The sequence below is a fragment of the Paraburkholderia sp. RL17-347-BIC-D genome (assembly GCF_046027915.1).
Taxonomy (GTDB): Bacteria; Pseudomonadota; Gammaproteobacteria; order Burkholderiales; family Burkholderiaceae; genus Paraburkholderia.
This window is the reverse complement of sequence record NZ_JARESS010000009.1, coordinates 239,783-263,336: the sequence shown is the minus strand read 5'-3', so window position 1 is coordinate 263,336 and position 23,554 is coordinate 239,783. Positions and strand designations below refer to the sequence as shown.

22 protein-coding genes are annotated in these 23,554 nt (G+C 59.8%); 7 read left to right on the top strand and 15 right to left on the bottom strand.

All coding sequences use genetic code 11. The features are described 5' to 3' along the window. Window positions 1–126: 126 nt before the first annotated feature. The 5 genes from P0D96_RS15460 to P0D96_RS15440 form a co-directional block, all read right to left on the bottom strand. Window positions 127–402, bottom strand: a complete 276-nt coding sequence (locus tag P0D96_RS15460; protein ID WP_408289565.1) for a hypothetical protein — start codon at window positions 400–402, stop codon at window positions 127–129. 87 nt (window positions 403–489) lie between these two features. Next, entirely contained in the window at window positions 490–1,065 is a 576-nt protein-coding gene (locus P0D96_RS15455; RefSeq protein ID WP_408289563.1) for a lipid-binding SYLF domain-containing protein, read from the bottom strand. A gap of 152 nt (window positions 1,066–1,217) precedes the next feature. Beyond that, complete coding sequence (locus P0D96_RS15450; RefSeq protein WP_408183547.1) at window positions 1,218–1,604, bottom strand: response regulator transcription factor; 387 nt, start codon at window positions 1,602–1,604, stop codon at window positions 1,218–1,220. Between the two features lie 163 nt (window positions 1,605–1,767). After that, a complete protein-coding gene (locus P0D96_RS15445; RefSeq protein WP_408289560.1) occupies window positions 1,768–2,403 on the bottom strand; it encodes a response regulator transcription factor in 636 nt (211 codons plus the stop codon). Window positions 2,404–2,408: 5 nt separating this feature from the next. Beyond that, window positions 2,409–3,554: a sensor histidine kinase gene (locus tag P0D96_RS15440; protein WP_408289557.1), complete on the bottom strand. Its 1,146-nt coding sequence runs from the start codon at window positions 3,552–3,554 to the stop codon at window positions 2,409–2,411. 1,309 nt (window positions 3,555–4,863) lie between these two features. On the opposite strand from P0D96_RS15440, the gene P0D96_RS15435 reads away from it, so the two are divergent. The 4 genes from P0D96_RS15435 (at window position 4,864) to P0D96_RS15420 (ending at window position 7,290) form a co-directional block, all read left to right on the top strand. After that, a complete protein-coding gene (locus P0D96_RS15435) occupies window positions 4,864–5,061 on the top strand; it encodes a hypothetical protein (RefSeq protein WP_408314140.1) in 198 nt (65 codons plus the stop codon). 210 nt (window positions 5,062–5,271) lie between these two features. Then, window positions 5,272–5,568, top strand: a complete 297-nt coding sequence (locus tag P0D96_RS15430; protein ID WP_132383115.1) for a hypothetical protein — start codon at window positions 5,272–5,274, stop codon at window positions 5,566–5,568. Between the two features lie 46 nt (window positions 5,569–5,614). Beyond that, the gene (locus P0D96_RS15425) at window positions 5,615–6,487 is read left to right on the top strand and encodes a DUF2092 domain-containing protein (protein ID WP_408314138.1); all 873 of its coding nucleotides are present in this window, start codon (window positions 5,615–5,617) and stop codon (window positions 6,485–6,487) included. Window positions 6,488–6,498: 11 nt separating this feature from the next. After that, window positions 6,499–7,290 (top strand): hypothetical protein, encoded by a 792-nt coding sequence (locus P0D96_RS15420; protein ID WP_408314136.1) that lies wholly within the window; start codon window positions 6,499–6,501, stop codon window positions 7,288–7,290. A gap of 177 nt (window positions 7,291–7,467) precedes the next feature. On the opposite strand, the gene P0D96_RS15415 is transcribed toward P0D96_RS15420, so the two are convergent. The 6 genes from P0D96_RS15415 to P0D96_RS15390 all read right to left on the bottom strand — a co-directional run bounded on the left by P0D96_RS15415 (window position 7,468) and on the right by P0D96_RS15390 (window position 13,052). Continuing rightward, window positions 7,468–7,752, bottom strand: a complete 285-nt coding sequence (locus tag P0D96_RS15415; protein WP_408181868.1) for a hypothetical protein — start codon at window positions 7,750–7,752, stop codon at window positions 7,468–7,470. 248 nt (window positions 7,753–8,000) lie between these two features. Continuing rightward, complete coding sequence (locus tag P0D96_RS15410; protein ID WP_408181870.1) at window positions 8,001–8,762, bottom strand: bestrophin-like domain; 762 nt, start codon at window positions 8,760–8,762, stop codon at window positions 8,001–8,003. Window positions 8,763–9,080: 318 nt separating this feature from the next. Further along, the gene (locus P0D96_RS15405; protein ID WP_408181871.1) at window positions 9,081–9,467 is read right to left on the bottom strand and encodes a response regulator transcription factor; all 387 of its coding nucleotides are present in this window, start codon (window positions 9,465–9,467) and stop codon (window positions 9,081–9,083) included. A 165-nt stretch (window positions 9,468–9,632) separates the two neighbouring features. Then, window positions 9,633–10,256 carry a response regulator transcription factor gene (locus P0D96_RS15400; protein WP_342960743.1) on the bottom strand — a complete coding sequence of 208 codons (624 nt, stop codon included), beginning with the start codon at window positions 10,254–10,256 and terminating at the stop codon, window positions 9,633–9,635. Then, window positions 10,253–11,710: an ATP-binding protein gene (locus P0D96_RS15395; protein WP_408289546.1), complete on the bottom strand. Its 1,458-nt coding sequence runs from the start codon at window positions 11,708–11,710 to the stop codon at window positions 10,253–10,255. Before P0D96_RS15395 ends, P0D96_RS15400 begins: the two co-directional genes overlap by 4 nt. A 661-nt stretch (window positions 11,711–12,371) precedes the next feature. Next, window positions 12,372–13,052, bottom strand: a complete 681-nt coding sequence (locus P0D96_RS15390; RefSeq protein WP_408181875.1) for a hypothetical protein — start codon at window positions 13,050–13,052, stop codon at window positions 12,372–12,374. Between the two features lie 446 nt (window positions 13,053–13,498). Here P0D96_RS15390 and ppk2 (P0D96_RS15385) point away from each other — a divergent pair, with 446 nt between their 5' ends. Both ppk2 (P0D96_RS15385) and P0D96_RS15380 read left to right on the top strand, forming a co-directional pair. Then, a complete protein-coding gene (gene ppk2, locus P0D96_RS15385) occupies window positions 13,499–14,314 on the top strand; it encodes a polyphosphate kinase 2 (protein WP_408181917.1) in 816 nt (271 codons plus the stop codon). A 287-nt stretch (window positions 14,315–14,601) separates the two neighbouring features. Then, a complete protein-coding gene (locus P0D96_RS15380; RefSeq protein ID WP_408314134.1) occupies window positions 14,602–16,185 on the top strand; it encodes a DUF3300 domain-containing protein in 1,584 nt (527 codons plus the stop codon). Between the two features lie 761 nt (window positions 16,186–16,946). Here the strand turns inward: P0D96_RS15380 and P0D96_RS15375 are convergent. From P0D96_RS15375 to P0D96_RS15360, 4 genes are all read right to left on the bottom strand, one after another. After that, window positions 16,947–18,287 carry an ArsB/NhaD family transporter gene (locus P0D96_RS15375; protein ID WP_408181879.1) on the bottom strand — a complete coding sequence of 447 codons (1,341 nt, stop codon included), beginning with the start codon at window positions 18,285–18,287 and terminating at the stop codon, window positions 16,947–16,949. Window positions 18,288–18,304: 17 nt separating this feature from the next. Then, window positions 18,305–19,339 carry an amino acid ABC transporter substrate-binding protein gene (locus P0D96_RS15370; RefSeq protein ID WP_408181880.1) on the bottom strand — a complete coding sequence of 345 codons (1,035 nt, stop codon included), beginning with the start codon at window positions 19,337–19,339 and terminating at the stop codon, window positions 18,305–18,307. A gap of 85 nt (window positions 19,340–19,424) precedes the next feature. After that, window positions 19,425–20,420: a 2-hydroxyacid dehydrogenase gene (locus P0D96_RS15365; RefSeq protein ID WP_408181882.1), complete on the bottom strand. Its 996-nt coding sequence runs from the start codon at window positions 20,418–20,420 to the stop codon at window positions 19,425–19,427. Between the two features lie 53 nt (window positions 20,421–20,473). After that, a complete protein-coding gene (locus P0D96_RS15360; protein WP_408181883.1) occupies window positions 20,474–22,066 on the bottom strand; it encodes an aspartate:alanine exchanger family transporter in 1,593 nt (530 codons plus the stop codon). 647 nt (window positions 22,067–22,713) lie between these two features. Here P0D96_RS15360 and ppk2 (P0D96_RS15355) point away from each other — a divergent pair. Further along, window positions 22,714–23,529 carry a polyphosphate kinase 2 gene (gene ppk2 / locus P0D96_RS15355; RefSeq protein ID WP_408181884.1) on the top strand — a complete coding sequence of 272 codons (816 nt, stop codon included), beginning with the start codon at window positions 22,714–22,716 and terminating at the stop codon, window positions 23,527–23,529. Window positions 23,530–23,554 lie beyond the last annotated feature (25 nt).

Here is a 23,554-nt window from a genome sequence, read left to right as displayed (position 1 = left end):
ACTGCCGTCGAATTCGGCAGCGCACAACGTGGCCGAACAGAGCCCACTCAACACCGCTATAGCCGCCAGCGGAAGACGTACGCATTTTCTGTTCATGGGTCCCTCTCATGCTGCTTGCGATCTTTACTACACCGTGTACCCACGGCCAGTCATGCACGCAGCCGTCGCGCGGTGATACGTGGCCAACGGCTGGGATACCTGAGCCTCGGAAGCCTGCTGCGCGAGCACAACAAGATCGACACCCGTGGTCTGCTTCGCCCATAACCGGCAATCGGCGGTGTCGTTCTGTTGACGCTGAGGGCTTTGGCCTTTAGCCGGGTAAATGATGGGTTGCCGGGCTGCCACTGAGCATCCCAGCGCCGACATCACAAGCCCGGGTGAAACTCGCATCAGGGGTTGCATGGCGAAACGCCTCCTGGACAATCCAGTTCCGGCACCGACTCACGGCACTCCGACGCCGATGTGAGAAAGCGCCGTAAAGTCGCGGACTCATGGCTTGATCTTGGTGATCTTCTGTCCTTGCACGCCGAGGCCCGCCATCAGGCCTTCCTGGCCATAGATGAATGCGTAGACATCGGATTGCAACGTGGTCGTTGTCATCGACTTCGCCTTGCCTTCGTCGACGACAACGACACTCGGTCCCATGCCGACGGACCAGCCGTCGCTGCTGTTCAGATAACTGAGCGCCGCCGGTGTCATCAGGAACATCGCCTGATGGAAGCTCTGTGCCCCAGCCTGCAGGCCGTATGACAGTGCCGTAGCGTTGTAATAGCCCAGCACCTTGCCGTCCGGGCCGAACATCACGCCGTCTCCTCCCTGCGCTCCGACAAGAAACCCTGCCTTCAGGATGTCCGGAAACACGAGGACGGCAGTGGCCTTGGTCCCCAGTTCCCCCGCCTTTGGCGTTGTTGCAACCAGTGACCGATATGCATCACGCGCTTTCTGTTCCAGCTCAGGACGTGATGACCCGGACGTCGACGCAGACGTGGATGAGTTCATGCTCGAGCAGGCGACCGCCGCGAGCAGAACCGGAATCATTGCCATCAGGCGGACAAGCTTGAACATGATAGGACGCTCCATTCAAAAAGAGTCACTGCGTGACCGGGTCCCGGAGCGGCGTGCACCGCGCGCTTCAGGTACCGGTAGTATTGGTAGCAGATCTGTCCGATGGCAATTGAACTTTGGTCCAATACGGGGCGAATCCGCACGTGTTCAGACTACGGCGGCTGTCCTCCTTCGAGGGCCGCGCGTACGGTCCTGATGAACAGGTCATCGTTGAACGGCTTGAGAATGTAGGCGACCGCACCGCCTGCAAAGGCTTGTTCGCGCACGCTGATGTTATCGTGGGCGGTGATGAAAATGACAGGCGTGCCACTGCCTGAAAGACGCTGCTGGACCTCGAGTCCATTGAGCCCCGGCATCTGCACATCGAGAATGACGCAGGCAGGACGATATGACGGCATGGATGACAGCACGTCGAGAAAGGCGTCGCCGCTTGCGAAGGTTTCGGCAGCGATGCCGACTGAGCGCAGAAGTCTCTTGATCGCTCGGCACACCGATTCATCGTCATCGACGACGACAACGAATGATTTGAGTTTTCCCATTGCACATAGTCCGGTGTCCGGGAATGCACGGGGCAGTGCACTCCCCCAAACCATAGACTATGAGTCAGGCGCAAATGCCGATAGTGGACCTTGGTGCAATGTGGACGCCGAAAGGCCTCATGGCATCCCCGGACGACACGCCGGTCAGGCCGCTTGCAGCCGCTCAGCGATCCGCGTGTGAATGCGCGACGCCTGAAAGGCCGACCTTGTCCGCGATGCGAATGAGTTGGGCCAGCGATGTGACTTCCATCTTGGCCATCACGCGCCTGCGATGAACCTTGATCGTCTGTTCGACCGTTCCGAGTTCGCTTGCCACCTGCTTGTTCAGAAGGCCGATCACGACGAGTGACATCACTTCGCGCTCGCGCGGCGTCAACCGCTCGACGCGATCACGAAGCGAGTCGAACTCAAGCCGGGTCGCTCGCATTCGCACCGCGCACGCGAGCGCCTGTTCAATCGCTCGCAGCAGGTCAGTATCGGACACCGGTTTGGGCAGAAAATCGGTTGCCCCCGCTTTCATCGCGCCGACACCCATCGCGATGTCACCATGCCCCGTGATGAAAATGATCGGCAGCGCCGCATTGAGTTCGCGCGCCAGTTCCAGTCCGCTCAGATCCGGCAACTCGATATCCAGCACGAGGCACGCGGGACAGGCATCGACCGGCATCCTGTCGAGAAATGCGCGTGCCGAACCGAATGTCTCCACCCGATAGCCCGCTGACCGAATCAGACGCGCCAGCGCGCCGCACACGGAGTCGTCGTCGTCGACGACGAATACAAGCGAAGCAGAATCTGTCATGGTTTCTATCGCGACTCATCCTGCTCCGTCGCATTCCCAACAGGCAATGTGACAAAGAATGTCGCGCCTCGGTCAATGTTGTTTTCAGCCCAGAGTCGCCCGTGGTGCATGTCGATGATGGTGCGGCTAATCGACAATCCCAACCCGAGACCCTGGGGTTTTGACGTAAAGAATGGCTTAAAGATCTTGTCCAGCTTGTCGACAGTCAGTCCATGGCCGCGATCCCTGATAGCGATGCAAATCGTATTGCTGCTCTCGCGCATGAGCGTCACCGACACTACGCGGTCGACGGGCGGCATATCGTTCATCGCGTCGAACGCATTGAGCAGGAGATTGAGCATGACCTGCTGCAACTGCACCTTGTCGCCACGCACGGACGGCAGATCGTCCTCGACGTCGAGCGTCACGCGCGTGCCACGCACGATCGCGTCGCCGCGCACCAGCAGGACCACGTCGCGAATGATGCCCGCGAGATCGAGTGATACGACTTCCAGATCGCCCTTCTTGACGACCGCGCGAATGCGCCGGATCACCTCGCTCGCGCGATAGTCAGCCTGTACGATGTCGTTCAGGATCTCTCGCACTTCATCCAGATCGATGGGGTCCGCCGTGAGAAAGCGCTGCGCGGCCTGCACGTTGCTCAGGATCGCCGTCAGCGGCTGGTTCAGTTCATGGGCCAGAGATGCCGTAAGCTGGCCCACTGTGGACACGCGCGTCAGATGCGCGAGATCCCGCCGGTTGCGCTCCAGCTCGTATCGCTCGGTTCTGTCGACGATGATTGCGAGCGTTACGCTGCCGTCGTCGAAGCGAAACGCATTCAGACTGATCTCCACCTGAAATTCCGTGCCATTGTTGCGCCGCGCAGACAACTCGCGCAATGGCGTTCTTTCATGAGATTCCGGCAATGCGAACAAGTCGGCTCTGAGCGGAACATCGGTGTCGGCACGCAGAGCGGGCACAAGCAGCCCAACTGGCTTGCCTATCAACTGGTCGCATTCATATCCAAACAGCCGGGCGGTTTGCGGATTGACCATCAAAATCCGGCCGCGCTCGTCGAGCATCAGAATCGAAATAGGCAAAAGCGCGAGCGCCTCGCGAAAGTACGCTTCGCCGCTTCCTTTTTCCATCACGAGCACGTGAGAATCGTTCAACCCTGTGGATCGTCCGCCACTTTCATGAGACTGGCGGCGCACCGATCGTGCGGACGCCGCGGCATGGTCCCTCTCCGTTATCGGACGCTCCCCGCGCGCACGCTGACCTGCTTCCGGCAAAATCGCTGCTTCCGCCACTTGATGCTGCTCCACACGCCTCTCTCCCGACGAACCGGCTCGTGATACGACGTCGCGCGAACCGGCACCAGCGGACATCGTGAAAACCTGCGGACGCATTGCAGCCAGACACGCCATCGCGCGCTCGACATAATCCGCAAGATTTGGCGGTTTAAGACTACGGCTCGCTAGCGCAATTCGCCGGCGACTGGCAAACACCATCAACAGCCACAGAATGATGGCGGTTTCCAGAACAATGATCGCTGGCATGACGATGCTCATGACCGGGATTCCTCTCAAGAGCTTGCGCCGAGAGATGGGCTGACGGAAAAGCTCGCTCTGGATTTCGACGAGAGATAACGCGCCTGACCCGAAGGCTGATTTCGCCGCTACGTATATGTGCAGCAGGCCGGAAAGTCAGGATCGTGATTCGCTCGCCAACGAGTTTTTTCAGGCAGCGTGTTCGCCAGATTGTGGTCCGTCACTTCTATAGCAGGTCGCTTGCGACGATTCGGTGAAATCGGCCAGCGCAGGAGACAACGCACGCATGGCCAGCCGTATGACTAGCCAGGTAACTACTACACACGACATAGAACTGGCCGGTAAATCAATCGTAGTCCTGATGCAAGCATTAGTAAATGCCGAGTTCGTGCATTCTTCAATCGATGCAATAAAATGCCGATTCGCTAACGCTGAAACAACACCTGGATTGAACCAAAGGGCAATTGTTCACGCGCGGCGTCGCTTGTAATCTGAATGACGTGAGATTCGAATCAGCAAGGACCTGTTTTGCCCCGGCATCCGCACGTTACTGGTAAACCTGCATACGTCGGAATGGGAAAAGAAAACAATTAGATTCACCATTGATGTTATGTGCAGCGACGAGGTCCCGCTAGTGGCGATTGCATCCGCACAGAGAACCGCTTGATAAACGCACGCCGAGCAGGACGAAACGGGTCGTGCTCCATTGCTCAATGGCTCTATGGCTGATTGCGAATCAGTCTGCTCGCGCATGCCCGATACTGTACGGTTGCTACAAGGTATTCCCGCCTTGGGACAGTCATGACGAAGGCCCACCCTGTTATACCTCGACGTCCCTGTCAACGATGCCGAAGTAAGTGGCTAGCGAGTATGACGGGCCGGTGACAACGCTGCGCGTCCGCCAGTCGAACCTGGCAGCGCAGCGGCGCGCATGTTCAAGCGCCTCAAAACCATTGAGTCGTGCCTGCGTGAATTGGGCATCGTGCGATTCGACGTCGGCATGTATTGCTGCGAAGCGAGTGACATCCCGATGTTTCCCCTGGCAACGCCGGCTTCGCTGAACGCACCGACCCGATCGGTCACGTTCGGGCACGTTCGGGCACGTTCGGGCACGTTCGGGCACGTGTGACGAGGCCGCGGATTGCGCACACACGTTAGACCAAGGTTCAATATCGGTGTCCGCACAGGTCCCCTATTCTGTCTCTTGGGCACGCGCGTTTGATTGCCCTTTCCAGAGCTCGGCCTGCGAAAATCAGGAACCAGGTCAGTGTTACGAAAGCGGTGGTCGCGACACTTTTCCTCGCTGATAACCGTTTGATGGCTATGTGAGGGCGATGTCATGAACAAGCGTCTCTTATGCTTTGCGATCGCACCGGCGCTGCTGTTCGCGGGTACCGCAGCTGCGCAATACCCGGTTCTGGATATGGTAGCCGGCAAGCTCGTTCAAAAATATCAGCAATCGTCATGCGAGCAGTTGTGGCAGGAAAAAGCCCAGCAAAAAGGCCGGCCCAAGCCGGAGAAGGAACAACAGGCCGTAGAACTGCTCCGCAGCGATCCGCAGATGCGTGCCGCGTTCATCGACAAAGTGGCTGCTCCGATTGCCAGCAAGATGTTCGAGTGCGGCATGATCCCGTGATCATCGCCGGGTATGCCGCTGAACTGGACTACTCATCGAGGCCACGATGACCTACGCGAAATTCCTGTGCTGCGTGACCGTCGCCGCGCTTGGCCTGGGCATGATCGCGAACGGCCACACCCAGCAGCCACAGAAAACACAGCACACGGCTAAGGCAGCGGCCAGGCCCGCGAAGGCTGCCGCTCCGGCGTTCCAGACAGGACTCGAACCACGCGCGATCGAGGTGCTCAAAGCGGCGTGCGCCCGCCTGGCCGCCGCCCGATCGATGGCATTCACGGCCGTCGTCTCCTATGAGAGTCCGAGCCGCCTCGGTCCTCCCCTCGTCTATTCGACCAGATCGGAGGTGACACTGCAGCGGCCGGACAAGCTCAAGGTCATCACCCTCGGCGACGGGCCGCCCTCTGAGTTCTATTACGACGGCAAGGCGATGATGGCGTTCGAGCCAGCGGAAAACCTGGTTGCCGTCGCCGACGCGCCACCGACGATCGACGCCGCGCTACAGCTCGCCTACGATTCCGCTGCGATTTATTTCCCGTTTACCGATGTGGTCGTCGCGGATCCCTATAAGGACATTGCCGACGGACTGAAGGTCGCTTTCTATATTGGTCAATCGCGCGTGGTCGGCGATACGACGACAGACATGGTCGCGTATATCACCGGGGATGTGTTCGTGCAGATCTGGATCGGCACGCAGGACAAACTGCCGCGGCGCATCTATGCCGTCTACCTTAACGACCGGACCAGGCTGCGTCACGTGCTGGAACTGTCCAACTGGCAACTCGATGTGACCGTCCCCGCGGATGCCTTTGCTTCAGCCAAAGCGACCGGTGCGGCGCGCATCGCGTTCGCGCGCCCGGACGAGACCGACGCCCCAGGAATGAAGCCGCCGCCAAAGACGAAGCCGCCAGGGACCCAATAAGGACACGCATCATGAAGACCGTCGTCATCCGTCTCCTGAGTGTGCTCGTTGCGGCGCTCGTCACCGATCCAGCCGGCGCGTGGTCGCATGCGAACTATCGCGGAGGTAGCACATCGCACGCGGCCGGTTCGGATTCCACAACCCGCAGCAATGCCTGGGGTGGCAGCGAAACGCACACATACGGGCAAGGCACGACCGCAACCGGCCGCTATGGCGGTACTGCGACCCACCAGGAAGGATCGGGGCAAACGACCGCTACCAATCGTTACGGCGGGACCGCGACCCATACATATGGCCAGGGCACCACCGCGACCAGCGCTTACGGCGGCACCGCAACCCACGCTACGGGATCCGGTTACACGACGTACACGAGTTCATCGGGCGCGACGGCCTATCACAGTCCCTACTACGGTGCGACCTATCCTGCGTACCATCCGCCGGTCGTCGTGAATAACTACGGGTCCGGCTGCTACAACTGCGGCGGCTGGTCCACAGCAGGCGCAGCCGCCGCGGGCGCAGTAGTCGGTGTAGCAGCCGGCGCCGCCATTGCTTCGGCCAACACGGCAGCCGCGACATCTAACGCATACAACGCCGGAGTCGCAGCCGGCAGCGCCAATGCGTACAACACCGCTGCGGTTGCCAGCACACAGTTCGCGATGGGTTCGGTCTACGCAGCGCTGCCAGCGGGCTGTATCTCCCCAAAGGTTCAGGGTGGCACTTACTATTTGTGCGGCAATACGTGGTTCCAACCGTCCTATGGTGCGAATGGCGTCTACTACCGAGTGATACCGCCGCCCGCATAAACTGCCGCCGCTGACCCGGTGCATTCGCTCTCGCGAAGCATCCGGATAACCCGCGCCGCCGCGGCTGTGTGGGCAGAATCGGGGGACCGGCATGCTGGTGCGCGAGCGGCGCCCATAGCATTTGCAGCCGCGTCCGTTGAGATGAGCCGCTCCGCATTCGCATCCCATTTTCTATTTTTAATTGCAACCCTGACTGTTGGCGCTGCGATAGCATGTTTTTCCACTCGGGCTCTTGTAGACACCCTTGCCGTTCTTCGTCTTGGCCTCTCCACCCTTGCTGGTTTGCGTCGTCGTCACGCCGTTCTGATTCTTTTGAGCCTTCCACGCGTTGCCCGTATTTGCGTTATAGCCGCCGGCCGCTTGTGCGTTGTTGCACGCTGTCACGCCACGAGCGTTGGTGACGCACTCCGCGAACGCAGTCGAAGACAGCACTACACATATCAACATGAACAGAATCTTCATACTCACCTCCTGATGTGACCAGCGTGAGATTCTTGCGATTTCCTCCCGACGGGACGATGCGTCCGGACTGATGCATATTCCAGTTTAGTCGCATTCACTCCCGCGCATATTGCACTTCGAGTCCTCAAGTCCTATTGCGAGCAGCGATGATTCAGCCCCTTATACGTCAACTCGCACATCACGCTGGTTCAATCGCTGGTGAGTCTTGAGCAGGTGACCAGCGAACAAATACCTCCGCGATCGAGTGGTCACTGCCCAAGTATGGTGAGCGCGGCGCGCATGGGTCCAAGGGAGACTCTGACTACCCCATCGAGCGGTGTGTTCATTTCCATGATCATGAAAATTGCGCCGGCCGCCGACAGCGCGCCCATGACCAGGACAGTGATCGTTGTGCCGTTGCGAGGGGCGAACAGGCCAAATGTGCCGAAAATGATGCCCAGCCACACCACCAGAACAACCAGTAACGGCGTGGGGATGGAGGCTTTCTCCTGGAGCAATGCCAGCCAGCGCGTGGTGTAAACTTCATCGACAATCTGCAGCGCCTTGGTCTGCAATTGACTTTGCGCTGCGTTGTGCGGCGAGAGGTTTTCCACCTGGCGTTGAAACTCTTCTGTCCTGGCTATTGCCTCCGGGCCAGTCATTCGCACGACTTGTGCCGCATCACCGTCAGCGAGTAACGCGATCGACGCAGCGGTGATGTGTTTAAGCTGGGCGCGGATATCGCGTGTCTCCGGTCCATATCTGGCCAGCACGCGATCAAGACGCACGATGTTGACGGCGCTATGTACAAGCTCCCCGTTCGTCGTGTCGAAAGAGCCTTTCGCCGATGATATGAGCAGACCAAGGACTAACGCGGCAAGAGTAGCGAGAAGGCCGGTCGTCAGCTTCACCATACTGATCGATTCGTCGCTTAAGTGGTGTTGCGGCAGCACGTCGCGCAGGTAGGAACATGCTAGTGCGCTGCCGAGAACAACGATGAATACAATCAGTGCGACGACGAGGTGGCTCATCCTGCGATCCTCCGTCCCGGATAATAGGGGTAAACGCCCCGGTCTTCGAAGCGACGCGTTTCCCGCGCCCGTGCTGCCGTGGGCCGACGTTCCTCGTGTTTCATGAAAGCGCACAACTGACGAAGCTTGGCCACACCCACCCCCAATCCGCATCTTGCGCGGAGCACCGCAGTATGCAATTGAACCAAGGTCCAATAGCATACTGCGGTGGCGCGCCTATCTTTCTAGATCTGCGTCACTGTTATGGATGACCTGAAATGCGGATGGGCGGAAACGAAATCGTTGCTCGCCAAGATGTCAAAGGTTCATGAAAATGCTTCAGGTCAGCGGCGTACCGCCTACCGCCATTTCCACGGCCTTGATCAGGATGGCGCCGTTCAATGGTTTACGCAGATACGCGACAGCGCCTGACACAAGCGCGGTCTGCCGAGCGGAAAGCTCGTCGTGTGCGGTAATCATGATGATAGGCAGTCCGATCGGCGCAAGCTGACGCTGGACCTCCAAGCCGCTGATTCCCGGCATCTGGATATCCAGAACCACACAAGAAGGCCGATATGACGGAATCGCCGAAAGCGTGTCCAAAAACTCTTCACCACTGGAGAACGTTTCTGCCTCTATACCGACAGACTGCAGTAAACGCCTGATGGCGCGGCAAACCGATTCGTCATCGTCGACCACAGCAACGATTTGGTTGGGATTGACCATATTACGATGCGACCACGCAATCGCTCTCGCTAGTAGATTTTTGCAGCTTCAGCCTACCGGGAGATAGCAAAATGAGATATAGGGCTTTGGTCCACTAGCAGCGTCGACCACAGTGGTTGAGGCCGAGCAGGCATCGTATGAGGTGTCGATCAGACCGCGCGGGGATCACTCGTCGTCGGCCGCGTGCACACCGGCCTTTTCCGCGAGCCGAACGAGTTCGACAATTGATCTCGCCTTCATCTTCTCCATCACTCGGGCCCGATGAATCTTGATCGTCTTTTCGGCTGCGCCCAGATCGCTGGCAACCTGTTTGTTCAATCGACCTGTCAATACGAGCGCCATGACTTCGCGCTCGCGGCGCGTGAGATGATTAACCCGTTCCTCGATCTCCGCCCTTTGGGTTCTTTTCGCAAACTCTATACATGCGCGCTTAAGCGCACGATCTATCGCAGCGAGCATGAGCGATTCGCTTACCGGCTTGGTTAGAAAGTCGAATGCGCCGGCTTTCATCGCATCCACACTCGAGACGACGTCGCCGTGCCCCGTCAGAAACACGATGGGAAGGAGCTGATCAAGCTTGTGCTGCACCTCCAGCCCCGTCATGCCGGGCATCTGCAAATCGAGAACGAGGCAAGCGGGTGTGCTCGCCAGATCGGTTCTATCCAGAAACGCTTCCGGACTGTCAAAGCATTCGACGTGATAGCCCGAGGCGCGCAGCAAGCGGGTGAGTGCGCATCCTACCCGTTCGTCGTCGTCCACGACGAAAACACGGGTTGTGGGCTGGCTCATGGTGACTGTGGGCCGCAGCCCTGTCGCAAGCCGGTTCCCTGGGGCAGCGTTACGTGGAACGATGCTCCCTTGCCATTGTTGTTCTCCGCCCATATCCTGCCTCCGTGACCGGTGATGATCGTGCGGCTGATGGAAAGACCCAGCCCGAGTCCTTGAAGTTTGGTAGTGAAAAAAGCCCTGAAAATCTTGTCCATCTTGTCGACGGTCAGGCCCAGCCCGTTGTCTTTCACCGTAATCCGCACTCCTCCATCCGGTTCTTCGCGCACGGTTGTCTCGACCACACGTTCCGCGGGAGCACACTCCTTGACCGCATCGAAAGCGTTCAACAGCAGGTTCAGTACGACCTGCTGAAGTTGAACCTTGTCACCCCAAACCATCGCCAGATTTTCGGAAATGTCGAAGCGGGTGCGAACGCCGCGAGTCAGGGCGTCGCTATGCACAAGAACAGCAATGTCGCGTACGACGTTGCCGACGTCCAGCGGTTGCAATTCAATATCGCCTTTCCGCGCCAATGTCCGGATCTTCTGGATGACTTCGCTCGCCCGACGGTTATCCGTGACGATATCTTCTAGCGCGCCCCGGAGCTCCGCTTTGTCGGCAGTCTCCGACTCCATGTATTTCTGTGCCGCTTGCGCGTTGAACAAAATGGCGGTGAGTGGCTGCTTCAACTCGTGTGCAAGCGATCCGGCGAGCTCCCCCAGAGACGAAACGCGCGCCAGATGTACGAGTTCCTTCCGGTTTCGATCCACTTCTTGGGAGGCACTGCGATCCGATATTGCGATGATGCGCAGTACCTGGTCGTGAACCGTGTATTTCGTGGTATTGGTTTCCGCGGGAAAACCGACTCCATCACGCCGCCGCGCGACCAGCACCTGTGTCGTTGAAACGCCGGCGATTTGGCTTGCTTCGCCACGCTCTTCGACTTCCAAATGGTCGCCACCCACGCCACGAATCGGGAATAGAATCTCCGTCGACGCGCCGGCCAGCTGTTCTCTGGTGTAGCCGAACAGTTCTATCGTTCGAGCGTTCGCAAAGGTGATCTGATTCCGATGGTCGACGGTGACGATCGGGACCGGCATCATTTCAAGCGCCTCCCGCAAAGGAATCCTTGCGTTGAGCATCCGGCGCGTACCGCGGCCGCCTCCCAGTAACCACGACACGCACGTGACAACACGCCCTCTCCATCCCGGCGCCGAATCAGGATCCTCAAGGGGGTCGGCCGTGGCCTGCATGCTCGACACGCCAATGTCACAGTGAAGGGATGGGAGTAAGACCTGCGTCGACGTCGTTGAATGAGAATCGTGTCGTTCGCGAATCGTGGCGCCACTAGTTCGGAAAGCACGTATGTCGGGGGAAAAGCTTTGAAGAAAATAGCGTTGTTGTGCGAACCAAGCTATTGACGTTGTAACTACGTCTATCACCCGGTCTCTCCCCTGCATGATCGGATTGATCATCGGTATCTCCGTACCCAGTTCGCGCTGATTCAGCCAATACGGCTGCGGCGCCTGATCTACTGGATTCAACGACCTAGTTGACTTCGCGAAAGTTGCCGCGAACATCCGGCAAGGTAATAGCTGTAATTTAGTATAGGCCGCCGCAAATTATTTACCGGGGACTTTGCGTCATTTTTCCCGATCGGCAGGATCACTATAGGCCAAGGCATCCTGCATTTTCTGACATAGATCAGCAAATAGGGTAGACCCGAACAGTTTCATTTCGTACCCAGTTAATTATCACGATGTCATCCAGGTGGTTCGATGGCGCAAGCGCCGGTGTCGCGGGATCGACAAACTTCAAATATCGACGACGCTCGCGCACAACCGTTTTCTTCCATAGCGAACAGAAGTCTCGCGGGTTACATCGCACCGCAATCACCCGGGCGCCCATACAGGCTACAGGTGAAGCGAGGATGAATGAGCGCAAAGCTGAAGCAGTTTCTTGATCCTGATGCGTTTGCCTGTCGATGTATTCGTGCACTCTGGCTTCTATATGTGCATGCAGGGTACCCGTTCATTGTCGATCAACGTGACGGTCGAGAACGCGACGACTGCCCGAAGAAGCTCAACTCGTGCGGGTCAGGCGGGAGCTGGGCAATCCGGCGGAGCCGACCAGGCATCACCCACCCAATGCAATGATTGCCATGGTCAGCGCGACGCCGAGCGCAACCATCGCGCATCCTGTTTTCCATCCGCCGTAGCCGGCGTGGCGGCCTAGCGCCACGCCACTGGCAAATAACATGGCAAGGGTGAGTGCACGCGACACGATCAAGGCAGTCGGGACATCCCTGAACAGGATGAACGGCAATGCAACCGGAAACGTCGAGAAGACCACGATCAAGAAAATGCCCACCGCGCCGATGAAGTCATTGCGCACGAGGCGCGGGCGGTGCGGCAAAGCAGTGATGGCAGCGAGGCGCGCGCGGATGAGTTCCAGTTCCGTATCGGCAATCAAGGGTTTGATCCATCTTGGCAACGCGTCGCGAAGGGCGCGAACTCCGGCGGCCGCGTCCGGCTCGCTTCTTACCGTCGACGCGAGTGTGAGCCGTCTGCCGCGATTGGTCAGCGTGCGTATGAGAAACATCACAGCATCCGCCAGGCCCCACGCGAGGTTGCAGCCAAGTGCCGTGTAGAACATTTTTCGCCCAGCGTCTTCGCCTGCTGTCACGGCCGACACGGCGCCGACGAACGTCAGCGCCATAAACAGACCAAAACACAGTTCCGACACCCGGTCGACGGTATCCAGAACCGGCTCGCGCGCTTCGACGTCTTCCTCATCCGTCGGACCAGTAGCGTACATGAACTCTCCGATTGCGGTTAGCGCGTGATCGTACTCTGATCGTACTCACTACCCTGCCGAATCGGCACGTGGCGTTCGACACCTCGCGCCGAGCGAATGCCGTTGAGCGAGGAGGCCTCCTCTCGCGGATTGGAAACGGGCAATGCGGCGTAGCGAACGGGGAGCGCGGATATTCACGCTTCATCTAGCTGTCGGATGCGTGACGCTTGTACAGGTTCATCAGGATCGGATGACTACCCCGCCCTGCGGCATTCCGCGCGCGTGGCACGAATGTGGTTCCTCACCGCCTTCATCAGTTGACCACGAGCGCAGACTTGCAGCATACGGCGTTCGACGTGGCGACGATATTAGACCAAGGTTGTATGGCATTGCTTTACGCCGAGACCTACATTGGTACGGGATCTTCGGAAAATTACTCAGGTCAACGTGCGCATGGAGACATGGTAATGGCGAAGACACAAGCGAAAAAAGACCCGTCCGGGACAGACAAAACGCTCTCCTACAAGGAGTATCGGAAGGCGTTGTTCCAGTTGCATGTCGAACTGGTCCGGCTCCAGGAATGGGTGATTCAAACAGGCAGCAAGATCTGCATCGTTTTTGAAGGACGCGATGGCGCGGGCAAGGGCGGCACCATCAAGGCGATCACCGAACGTGTGAGTCCGCGCATTTTTCGCGTCGTCGCGCTGCCCGCGCCGAGCGAGCGCGAAAAGAGCCAGATGTACGTGCAACGCTACCTGCCCTACCTGCCCGCCGCTGGAGAAGTCGTGATCTTCGACCGCAGCTGGTACAACCGCGCGGGAGTCGAGCGGGTGATGGGTTTCTGCTCCGATGAGGACGTGCAGAGCTTCTTCAAGGCGGTGCCGCTCGTCGAGCGGGCGATCGTCGGATCCGGCGTCATCCTGCTCAAATACTGGCTCGAAGTCAGCCCCGAGGAACAGACCCGCCGTCTTGAAGCACGCATCCACGACGGGCGCAAGGTGTGGAAGCTCACGGATATGGACCTGAAATCCTATAGCCGGTGGTATGACTACTCGCGTGCGCGCGACGCAATGTTCGAGGCCTCGGACACCGAGATCGCTCCGTGGTACGTGGCGAATTCGAATGACAAACGTCGCGCGCGGCTCAACGTCATCAGCGATGTGCTTCACCGGATTCCCTACACGGCGATGCCCCGCAGGAAAGTGACGCTTCCCAGCCGGCAAAAAGCGGACGGCTATGAGGAACCGCACTATCCGTTCAAGTACATCGCTGAGCGATTCTGACCTCGGGAGCTCACTGTAGACGAAGGCCATCGTTGCCATGAAACAGGAACAGTCGTCCCGCCGGGAAAAGCAAAATGGACCTCCACCACGGCGGTCGGCCCGCAGTTGGAAGACCCGGCTGTACCGATCGTACGGCGAGCACTAGTCCAATATGTATTCCATCATCTGCGCACAGTGCAACGTAGCCGCGCGCGACCAGTCACCGGATCATCCGCCTGATCATCCGCCTCGGTGAGATTGAAGCCCACGAACAACTCGCTGCCTGACGGAACGAACGGAGAGCGGCCATGACGAGAAGGATTGCACGGCTCTTAAGCATCAGCCTCGTCGTCGTGTTGACGGGCTGCCCATCGAAGCAACAGGATCAGCAGGCTCAGACGCAGCCCGCTTCAGCGCCGGCCGCAGCCCCGGCCTCTGCCCAGGTTGCAGCCTCTGTTGCGGCCGCAGCGTCCGTGCCACTCCCAGCCTCGGCGCCCGAGCCTCAGGCCCAGCAATTTCCACCGGAGGAAATCGAAGCGCTGGTCGCGCCGATCGCGCTCTATCCCGACTCGCTGTTATCGCAAATCCTGATGGCGTCGACCTATCCGCTCGAAATCGTGCATGCTGCCCGCTGGGTGAAGACGCACAAGGATCTGAAGGGTGAAGCTGCCGTGAAAGCGGTGCAGGACCAGCCGTGGGACGTCAGCGTGAAGTCATTGGTGGCATTTCCACAGGTGCTGGAACCAATGAACGACAAGCTCGACTGGACCCAGCGGCTCGGAGATGCGTTCCTTGCGAATGAAAAGGACGTGCTCGACGCTGTGCAGCGATTAAGGGTGCGTGCGCAAAAAGCCGGACACCTGACGTCTAACGCGCAGCAGAAGGTGGTTGTCGAAGCGCCGGCCCCGAGTGAAGGCGGCCAGCGCCCACAAGGTGGCCAGACGCCGCAAACCATCGTGCGCATCGAGCCATCCAATCCCCAGGTCGTCTACGTGCCCTCCTACAATTCAACCGTCGTCTACGGCGGCTGGAGCGCTCCCGCTTACCCGCCGACCTACTGGCCGCCGTATCCGGCTTATTACCCCGGCGCCGCTCTTGCGACCGGGTTCGCATGGGGGGTCGGCATCGCGGCTGCGGGCGCACTCTTCGGCAATTGCAACTGGAATAACAATGACGTCAACATCAACGTGAATAAGGCCGTTAACATCGACCGCAATTTCGACCGTACCAAGGTAGAGGGCGGCAAGTGGAAGCACGACGCGGGACATCGTCAGGGGGTCGCCTATCGCGACAACGCGACGCGTGACAGGTACTCGAAGGGTACGCAGGGCGCCGACGCGCGACGCGACTATCGCGGTCGCACCGGCGGCGCTACCGAGCGTGCGAGCGTCGCCAACCGCGCGGAAGCCGGAAATCGCACGGGTCGCCAGAACAACGCGACCGCCGCCAACCGTACAGGCCGAACGAATACCGCGGGTGCCGGCGATCGGGCCAACAAGTCCGATCGAGGTGCTACAGCCAGCAATCGGGCACAGACGTCCAACCGCAACGCCGCAGCCGGCAATCGCGCACAGACGTCCGATCGAAGTACGGCGGCGAGCAATCGCGCACAGGCGTCGGATCGAGGTGCGGCGGCGAGCAATCGCGCGCAAACGTCCGCTCGTGCCGCTCCGTCAAACGCACAAACCTTTGACAGAAGCGGCGGCGGTTACTCGGGAGGTGGCCGCGACTCGGCATTCCAGGGCGTCGGCGGAGGCACCGCGACGCAGCGCGACTACAATCGCGGGCAAGCGAGCGCGCAGTCCTCGAACTATAACCGTGGGGGCGGCGCAGCCCGTGGTGGTGGCGGCGGTGGCGGAGGCGCACGCGGCGGCGGCGGCGGCCGGCGCTAGTTCGTCATACGAAGGGAAGCGATCCCAGCTGAATCAACATTTGATACGGCTTTTCTGGGCCCACTGCATAAGCGGCGTTCACCCGCGCAACTGTTGGAGAATCCGTTTCCACCTGCGAAGTGGGCGCCGAAGCGCTGCCTGGCTCGAGAATGCTCGACGAATGGTAAAGACAGATCCACTCGTGCTCGCCCGCGTTCGACATGTCGGTTTCGAGCATCCAGTTGACCCCGCACTGAAGACAGCGATATCTGCACACTTCGAGCGGGCGGCGACCCAGTGGACGCAGCCTCGTCGAACAGTCTGATTTCTGCAACTGTGGATGGGGCGCAGGAATAGCGCTTTGCAGCATTCTCTCGCACGCGTCGCAAAACATGGGAGTCAGGATCGCAGAAGAATGACGGGACAACTATAGCACTGGGGATTGCGGGGTTGGGCGGCTAGTCTCGCTACGTGGCTTGCGTAGCTGGGAACACTGCGGCGGCTACTTCTCCTCAGTCGGTTCAACGCGAGAACCTGGCTCCACGGACAACGAGGGTCACGCGTCACCGGCGCGGCCAGGAAATAAACAGTCATCGCGCGCGAACTGATCGATGCGTCGACAGGGTTGCACGCGCAGTGGCTGTGAACTGCACGCGAGGCCTCGCGTACGTTGCGCGCAGATGTTCAACAAAGACGCCCGCCCCTCGAAACGATCCAGCCCAGATCCTGCGGATCCACACGCGGTGTCGAAGCCGCCCTGCCCCCATGGTCAGTTTCGCGAGTCAGTGCGAGACCCGCGCCAGCACGAGCACGTAGAGCGCAGACGCTGCGAGCTGCACAAGTGTCACAGGCAGTCCATAGCGCAGAAACGTCGCGAACGTCACGGGCCTGCCTTCGCGTGCGCAGATACCCGCCGATACGATGTTCGCGGCCGCACCGATGAGTGTGGCGTTGCCTCCGAGCGTCGCGCCGAACATCATCCCGACGAACACCGGAATGGTGACTGGCGGCCACTGGGTGAACTGGTCGGACAACGCGATGTCGGGTACGAACTCCGCCGCCACCAGGTATCCCTTGACCATCACAATGGACGCCGCTGCAACCGGTACGTTGGCGAGCAACGACGACAGCAGTCCAATTCCGGCAATCATCACCAGAGCGACGAGCGACAACTGGGTGCCGAATTGCTGATAGAGCTGGAGTGCCATGACCTGAAGCAGACCCGTCCTGGTCATCGCCTGAACCAGACAGAAAACCGCGCCGAGGAACACCAGTGTCTTCCAGTCGACCTCCCGCAGCACGCTATCGGTAGACTCGACCCTGGACGCGTAGCCGACCAGCAGCGCCAGTGCGCTGGCAATCAGTGCAACCGCCGGCGGAACGATGCGCGTGGGCAAGTCCTCGCCGAACACGAACAGCGCCATCATCGTCGCGAGCACGACGAGCGACACGCCCGCATAGATAGGCCGCTGGAGCCGCGCACGCGGCTCACGGGCCGGCAAGGTCCGCCGGATCTGCCATATGTCGCGCATCAGGAGCGGAAGCATCGGCACCACGACCCCAACGGCGACGACACCGCCCAGGCTGACGCGCCGCAGGTACTCTCCAAACGTCATGCCGATCGAACTGCCGACGAGGAACGTCGCCGGATCGCCGACCAGCGTGAGCAGTCCGGCTGAGTTGCTGACGATGGCGGTCAGCACCATCGGAGCGACGATGTCCACCTCGAGCGCCACGGCCACGCGGATGATGATGGGGGCCAGCAGGACGACCGTGGTCGCGTTCGGCAGGAACGCGCACAGCGGCGCGACAATCGCAATCAGGAGCAGCAGGAAGCGCTTACCGCTTCCGCCGGTGGCCCGCAGATACAGGTCGCCGACCAGGTCGAACAGGCCCGTGGATGACAGGATGCGCGCGACCACCATGCCGCCGAACAACAGACTGATCGGACCCGCGGCGGTTCGGGCCGCGCTCAGCATGTCCTGTTCGTCGAGTATGCGCAGCGCGATCAGAACGCTCACGCCGACAAGCGCGGCGACGGCCATATCGATCACGTTGAACGCGATCACCAGTATGACCGTCGCGAACACGCCGAGGACAATATAGACCTGCAGTTCGCTCATGACGCGCCTCGCTGGGTTCAGCGCATCGGCGGCGCATACATCAGCCCGCCATGCGTCCACGATTCGTTGATCCCGCGTTCGAGCCGCAGCGGACTGCGCGCGCCGAGGTTTCGGTCAAACATCTCTCCATAGTGACCGGCGCTTCGCAACGCCCGAAGTGTCCACTCGGGTTCGACACCGATCGCGCGGGCGACTGTATCGTCGGGAACAAGCGCCTGCCGAACAAGGGGATCGCTCATCCGTTCCTGCACGTTCTCAGAGGTCACGCCCAGTTCTTCTGCTGCGATCAGCGTGAACAGCACCCAGCGCACGAGAATCAGCCAGGAGACGTCACCACCCTGGACAACCGGGCCAAGTGGCTGTTTCGAGATCCGCTCCGGAAGGATGACGACCGATGCCGCGCCGCCTGGCGCATGCAAGCGTATGGCAGTCAGATAGGACGCGTCGGCCGTGTATGCGCTGCAACGCCCGGCGAAGAACGCCTGTTCCAGTTCAATCGCGGATTTCAGCACGAGCGGCTTGATGTCGAGCCCGTTCGCCGCCGAGTAGGCAAGCAGATGTTCTTCGGTGGACGTGTCCTTCTGTACGCAGACCGTGGCACCCTTGAGCGAGGCAACCGACTGTGCTCCGCCCCGCCCCGGCACCATGAATGCCTGGCTGTCGTAAAACAGAACACCCGCGAACTGGACCTTGAGAGCCCCTTCACGAAGCAGGGTCCACGTTGTGTTGCGCGCGAGCAGATCGACCTCACCCGTCAAAAGCGCCGGAAAACGCGCTGACGCCGTGAGCGGAACAAATGCGACCCGTGCGGGGTCGCCGAGGGCGGCGGCCGCCACGGCGCGGCAGAAGTCGACATCGATACCCGACCAGTGTCCCGCGGCATCCCGTACGGAAAAGCCGACAATCCCCTCGCTAACGCCGCAGCGCAGCGCACCGCGCGCCTTCGCAATCATCAGGGTTTGCCCGTCCGCCGCTTCGACTCGCGACGGCAGGCACATCACAGCGAGCAGCAGCAGCCATATCGCCCTCACGATTCGGCCTCTCGTTGCCATGACGTCATCCCTCCGTCCGTGTGGCGTGATGCTGTGCGCGATGTTCTATTCACCCTCATCGTCGAACGAACGCCTGAGGTGAGGTTCAGGATGTCCTGATTTCGTTCGAAAGCGGTTGGCCCGTTTCGAACTCGGTGACGCTTCGCAGGGTTGTTTGGCAAATCGTCGTCACGGCTTCACGCGTGAGGAACGCCTGATGACCGGTAACGATGACATTCGGGAACGAGATCAGGCGTTGAAGCACATCGTCGGTAATGATGGTGCTGGAAAGGTCGCGAAAAAAAAGTTCTGCTTCCTGCTCGTACACGTCGAGCGCCGCCCCTCCCAGTTGCCCGCTTTTGAGTGCCTCGATCAGCGCTTCGGTGTCCACCAGCCCACCACGACTGGTATTGACCAGCAATGCCCCGCGCTTTGCCCTGCCCAGACTGTCGGCATTGATGATGTGAAAGGTTTCCGGAGTCAGCGGGCAGTGCAGCGAAATGATGTCTGCGCTCGAACCAATTTCCAGTGGACGCGCGTAGCTGGCACCTAACGCCTCGAATTCGGGTGACGGGAATTTGTCGTAGCCGATGACCTTGCATCCAAAACCAAGCATGATCCTGGTGAAGACACGGCCAATCTTGCCTGTACCGACCACGGCCACTGTCTTGCCGCAAAAATCAAAACCCATCAGCCCGTCCAGCGCAAAATTGGAATCTCGCGTTCGGTTATAGGCCCGGTGGATCCGCCGATTGATCGCCAGCAGCAATGCAACCGCATGCTCCGCAACCGAGTTGGGCGAGTAATCCACGACTCGAACCACCCTCACCCCGAGACGGTCGGCGGCTTTGAGATCCACGTTATTGAAGCCGGTGCAGCGCAGCGCGACGAGGCGTGTTCCCCCGCGCTTGAGTGCGTCGAGGACCGCTGCATCCGCAGTGTCGTTGACGAAGATACAGACGGCGTCATTGCCCGTGGCAAGTTCGACGGTTTCCAGTTCTAACGGGTCGTCGAAGTATTTGAGTTGATGGCCCTCGGTAACGTTCGCGGCATTGAGAAATTCGCGATCGTAGGGCTTGGCGCTGAATACGGCAATTTTCATCGCGTGTCTCCCGGTTTCATGGAGGTCCGGCTTTTCGCCAAAAGCCTGGTCGGCTATCCACCGACCAATGCAACAGCGATCTGCGCGAACAGGATTTTCACAATAGTCATCGAAGGAAAAATCATTGCGTAACCGACGTCCGGCCTGTCTGTGGGAGCAACGCGATTGGCGAAGGCCAGGATGGCCGGATTCCCCGTCGCGCCGCTGATGATTCCCACCGTCGCGTCAAACGGCAGCTTGAAAACCCACAGGCAGAAGAACGCTGTAATCAGCACCAGTGCGAGAAGAATCGCCACGCCACAGAGGAGAAACGAAATGCCGGTCGCGCCGACTGTCGCAAAGAACTTCGGCCCGGAAGCGATCCCCACCTGGGCGAGAAAGATCGTCAGGCCGAAATTGCGCAGGACCAGATTGGCCGAGAGAGGCATGGTCCAGACGAATGGTGGAGAGCGGCGAATCTTGCCGAGGTAGAGCGCAACCAGCAGCAGCGCAGCCAGCCCCAGGGTCAGCTTGCCGACCCCCGGAATAGGGATCGGGATCATGCCGATGAGTAGTCCCACGGCTGCGCCGGCGCCGATGGAGATGAAGCTTAGCTCCGCGGTGCCCTTGATAGAGTCGCCGAAGAATCTACGGATCGCCTTCATCTGAGCTCGATTGGCGAGCAGGCCGACCCGGTCGCCGAACTCGAGGATCAGGTCGGAACTGGGCAAGATGTCGGCATCACCTCTACGTACATGAGCAATCGAGCAGATCACGCCTTCAGGGAAGGCGATGTCCCGAAGCGATCGCCCCACCACGGCCCGGCTCGACGCAAATACGCGCGCATAGTCGAGATCCTCCCGGTGACTGGTCATCCTCCCCGGCTGCAGTTCTCCGACAAGAGCGGCTGCGTCCTTGAGCATCGCGGGGTCCATAGAAGTGGCAAGCAGGACATCATCCGTGTGCAGGACGAGGTCGTCCCCAGGCAGGAGATTGTGGTGTTCGCGACGCACGGCCGCGATTGCCACACCGGCCGGCAGTCGTGCCGTCAACTCGGAAAACCTGAGACCGATGAATGCGCCGTTTTTCAGCGCAATTTCAGCGGTTTCTATGAGCTTTTCCGGCGGCTGCTCGACCTTCACTTTTAGCAGTGCGCTAAGCATGTAAATGAGCAGGATGGGACCTGCAACGCCGAACGGGTAGGCTACGCTATAGCCGACAGCGGCGCCGTCGCTTTTTGTCGCTGCGATGATCGCCTGCAAGGTCGCTGTGCTGGTACCCGAGCCCGCGAACATCCCGAGTGATTCATCGAGTTTGACGCCAAACATCGGAACGAGAGCCAAAGACACGAATCCCGCGCCAACGACTCCCAGAGCGGCTGCCGCATTGGCGCGCAGTCCATCGGCGCTGGTGAGGCCCTTAAAGAACTGGGCCCCGTACTGGATGCCGATGCCATAAAGAAATAGCAGCAAACCAAGGGTTCCGAGAAGGGCAGGCGGTGACGACTTGGGTGCGAATCCTCCGATCACCAGTCCCACGAAGAGGACCGCGCCCGATCCGAGCGAGACGCCCTTTATGCTGAACTCGCCCACGACATAACCCAATCCGATAGTCAGGAACAGCGTGAACAACGGCTGAGTTTCGAGCAGAGCCCTGAGTGTATCCATAACGGCCTCGTTGTTAGACGACCGGCACGATAGCGCGACGATGCGAAGAAGAACTTACTCCCACGTGCTCAGGATTCGATCGGGCTGCCGTGTCTGCATGGCATGTGCACGCGGTGTGCTGCTCGACGGATACTGGCAGCGCCTGACACCGGTCAGGGCAAGGCCGGCTTGAGCGAATAATGTTCGATGCTGGGACCCCGCGCGACAATGGCCGCACTCTTTCGAATTTCCTCCCGAGCGCCGGGCAGGTCGATCAGCGAGTGTTGAGCACCGCACAGCACGGTCTCAAGCTGAATGGGATCGCCTGTCCAAGCCAGCCGGCGACACATGGGAAACCGTGGCGCATCCGTGAACAAGCCCGCCAACATTCCAATACGGCAACACCGGCGCCCGGTGTTCCGACAGCCGCTGGAAATGCCACATCGAGCGGCGTGTGCCTGGTGCGATGGCGGCGATCGAACCGAACCATGCCGGTGACATGGCGACCTTCGGATCGGCTGACTACGAGCAGACGCTTGCAGCATACGGCGTTCGATGTGGCGACGATATTGGACCAAGGTTGTATGGCGTTGCTTCACGCCGAAGCCTACATTGGTAGGGGATCTTCGGAAAATTACTCAGGTCAACGTGCGCATGGAGACATGGTAATGGCGAAGACACAAGCGAAAAAAGACCCGTCCGGGGCAGACAAAACGCTCTCCTACAAGGAGTATCGGAAGGCGTTGTTCCAGTTGCATGTCGAACTGGTCAGGCTCCAGGAATGGGTGATTCAAACAGGCAGCAAGATCTGCATCGTTTTCGAAGGACGCGATGGCGCGGGCAAGGGCGGCACCATCAAGGCGATCACCGAACGTGTGAGTCCGCGCATTTTTCGCGTCGTCGCGCTGCCCGCGCCGAGCGAGCGCGAAAAGAGCCAGATGTACGTGCAACGCTACCTGCCCTACCTCCCCGCCGCTGGAGAAGTCGTGATCTTCGACCGCAGCTGGTACAACCGCGCGGGAGTCGAGCGGGTGATGGGTTTCTGCTCCGATGAGGACGCGCAGAGCTTCTTCAAGGCGGTGCCGCTCGTCGAGCGGGCGATCGTCGGATCCGGCGTCATCCTGCTCAAATACTGGCTCGAAGTCAGCCCCGAGGAACAGACCCGCCGTCTTGAAGCACGCATCCACGACGGGCGCAAGGTGTGGAAGCTCACGGATATGGACCTGAAATCCTATAGCCGGTGGTATGACTACTCGCGTGCGCGCGACGCAATGTTCGAGGCCTCGGACACCGAGATCGCTCCGTGGTACGTGGCGAATTCGAATGACAAACGTCGCGCGCGGCTCAACGTCATCAGCGATGTGCTTCACCGGATTCCCTACACGGCGATGCCCCGCAGGAAAGTGACGCTTCCCAGGCGGCAAAAAGCGGACGGCTATGAGGAACCGCACTATCCGTTCAAGTACATCGCTGAGCGATTCTGACCTCGGGAGCTCACTGTAGACGAAG